The 2,841-nt window shown below is 53.9% G+C and carries 1 protein-coding gene and 1 pseudogene; one reads left to right on the forward strand and one right to left on the reverse strand.

Annotated features, from left to right (window positions below):
• The first annotated feature begins 216 nt into the window (after positions 1-216).
• The gene (locus ACXJJC_RS01610) at positions 217-1,485 is read left to right on the forward strand and encodes a tRNA (N(6)-L-threonylcarbamoyladenosine(37)-C(2))-methylthiotransferase (protein ID WP_456368876.1); all 1,269 of its coding nucleotides are present in this window, start codon (positions 217-219) and stop codon (positions 1,483-1,485) included.
• Here ACXJJC_RS01610 and ACXJJC_RS01615 read toward each other — a convergent pair.
• A pseudogene (locus ACXJJC_RS01615) lies at positions 1,457-2,830 on the reverse strand (sodium:solute symporter family transporter). The gene ACXJJC_RS01610 and the pseudogene ACXJJC_RS01615 sit on opposite strands and share 29 nt — an antisense overlap.
• Positions 2,831-2,841 lie beyond the last annotated feature (11 nt).

The raw sequence follows: 2,841 nt of genomic DNA on the forward strand, positions 1-2,841 counted from the left end.
TCCAGAAGAGCGTAAAGCGGAACCTCCGGATATTCGAGAGAATCGCGAACCCACTCGTCATAGTGCTTCAGCCAGACCCTGTTTATTTCCTCTGGCCTCACCTCGGTAATACTCCGACCCTCAACTCCCAGCGCCATGCTAAATTTTTGGCTATTAATTATTTAAAACTATCCTGAGGGTTAAGGTTAATATTCAGAGCGAATCATGGCATGTGGAATGCGGGTTTACATCGAGACGTACGGCTGCACGACGAATCAGGCCGACACGGACATAATGAGGGGTATACTCTCTCAGAAACACGACCTGGTCGAAGCTCCTGATGAGGCAGATGTCGTGGTCGTGAACACGTGCGGAGTGATAGACTTCACCGAGAGGAAAATCGTCAGGAGGATCAGGGAGCTGAAGAACAGCGGCAAGAAGGTGATAGCAACGGGCTGTCTGTCGAGAATTTCGAGAAAGGCTCTTGGAGATGTCTGCGACGCCCTCGTCAGTCCCGACAACGTTCACAGGATCTCTGAGGCCGTCGAGGGAGTTGCAAGAGGAGAGAGGGTGGAGATCCTTGAGGTGACGTCGGTGGACAAGTCCGAGCTCTGTGCGTACAAGAGGAGGCTTAACGAAAACGCCATAGCGATAGTCTCGATTTCCGAGGGCTGCCTCGGGAGCTGCAGCTACTGCGCCACAAAGATCGCGAGGGGGAGATTGAGAAGCTTCTCGGTTGAGAGCATTGCGAGAGAGGTGGAGATGGCAGTCAGAGCTGGATACAGGGAGATACAGCTCACCTCTCAGGACACCGGTGCATACGGACTCGACAGGGGGACGAACCTCGCAGAGCTCCTTGACAGGATAGCCGAGATAGGGGGAGACTTCAGGGTCAGGGTGGGCATGATGAACCCCCAGCACGCAGCTGCAATCCTCGACGACCTGATAAACGCGTTCAGCAGCGAGAAGATCTACAAGTTCCTCCACATACCGGTTCAGAGCGGAGACGATAGGGTTTTAGAGGACATGAGGAGGGGTCACACCTCAGAGGACTACGAGCACGTTGTTGAGGAGTTCAGGAGGAGCTTTGACGACGTGGTGGTCTCGACGGACATAATCGTGGGATTTCCCACGGAGACCGAGGAGGCGTTCTGGAAGAGCTACGAGCTGATCGAGAGGACGAGACCGGACATAGTCAACATAACCCGCTTCTCTCCGAGAAGGGGTACCCCGGCTTACAGGCTGAAGGACATTCCTGACTGGGTAAAGAAGGAGAGGAGCAGGAAGTTGACCGAGCTCACGAGAAAGATCGGGCTCGAGAACAACCTGAAATTCATTGGAAGAACGGAAACCGTCCTGATAACGAAAACAGGGAAGAACGGAACGTTTTTGTCGAGAATGGATTCATACAGGCCAGTTATAGTCAGATCAGGAAAAATAGGCGAATTCAAAAGGGTAAAAATTGAGGAAGCGGAGTTCAACTACCTGAAGGGTTCTCCCTGCTGAGCAGGCTCACGATCACGAAGGTCAGCGTTGCAAGCGGTAGGGCGATCACCATCGGGTCGATCACCGTCCACGGAAACCCTGCGAGAGCGTCCTTTCCGAAGAGCATCTTCGCGATTCCAAGAGCCTTGGACTCCTTTATGTGGAAAAAGGCGATGTATATCATTGAAGTCGCGAAACCCACAATTATACTTGCCTTGGCTCCTGCTGAGCTCGCCCTGCTCCAGTAGAGCCCGCCTATGTAAGCAGGAAGGAACGACGAGGCGCAGAGAGCGAAGAACATCGCGGTACCCCTCGCAATAACTCCCGGCGGCAGGATGTACGCGAGGAAGATGCTGAACAGAATTCCCACCGCTATGGCGAACCTCGTTATCAGCACGGTCCTCTCATCGTACCTCCCTTTGAGAAAACCGGCCTGGAACACATCCCTTCCGAGTGCGCTGCCTATTGTGTGGAACTGGCTGCTCAGCGTGGACATGGCTGCAGCGAGCAGCGTTACAAGAAACACCGCAACAAACCAGTCGGGCATGAACGAGTTGATGTACGCCGGTATCACCTTGTCGACATTTCCTCCCGCAACAGCAATTGACGGCTTGCCGACCGTCTACATGAAGTAAGCGTTGCTGAGAGAGCCGACTATGAAGGCTGTTCCCACTGTGAAGAAGATGAATATGCTCCCAATCGGCACGGCCCTGTCCAGGTCCCTATCGCTTGCCACGGTCATGAACCTCACGGCGAGCTGCGGCTGGGCGAGAACGCCGATGCCCACGCCGAGTATGAGCGACGAGACGAGCGTCCACCATGCAGCGCTGCCAAGCTCGGGGAAGTTCGTCCACCCCGTGTATCCGGGAATCTTCTCTGCAAACACCTTGATGGCCACGGGATTTAGAGATGTTAGCGTTTCATGAGCCTGAACTATTCCGCCGAACCACGCGTAGGTCATTACAAGCAGAAATATCATGCTCGCGAGCATTATCGTGCCCTGAAACGCGTCCGTGTAAACCACGGCTATGAGTCCCCCGTATACGACATATACCGCGATTATCAGCGCCATGATGAAGAGCGCGAGGTTGTAGTCTATGTTCAGCGAAACCTCTATGAACCTCGCTGCACCGATGAGCACTACCCCGGCGTAGAGCGGCATGAAGGCGAAGATTATCAGCCCGGAGAACATCTGAATGAACCTGGAATTGTATATCTTCCCCATCAGCTCCGGGAAGGTAAGGGCGTTAACCTCAAGCCCCTTCTTCCTGACCCGTTTCCCAACCACGGCGTATGCGATAATTATCCCGACGAGAATGTTGAGAAACGTAAGCCAGAGAAGGGGAAAGCCGAAAATGCTCGCCACACCTCCAAAGC

It is taken from the genome of Geoglobus sp., from assembly GCF_054018175.1.

Coding starts and splice junctions, on each gene's coding strand:
- ACXJJC_RS01610 (WP_456368876.1), top strand. CDS start 217: ATGCGGGTTTACATCGAGACGTACGGCTGCACGACGAATCAGGCCGAC.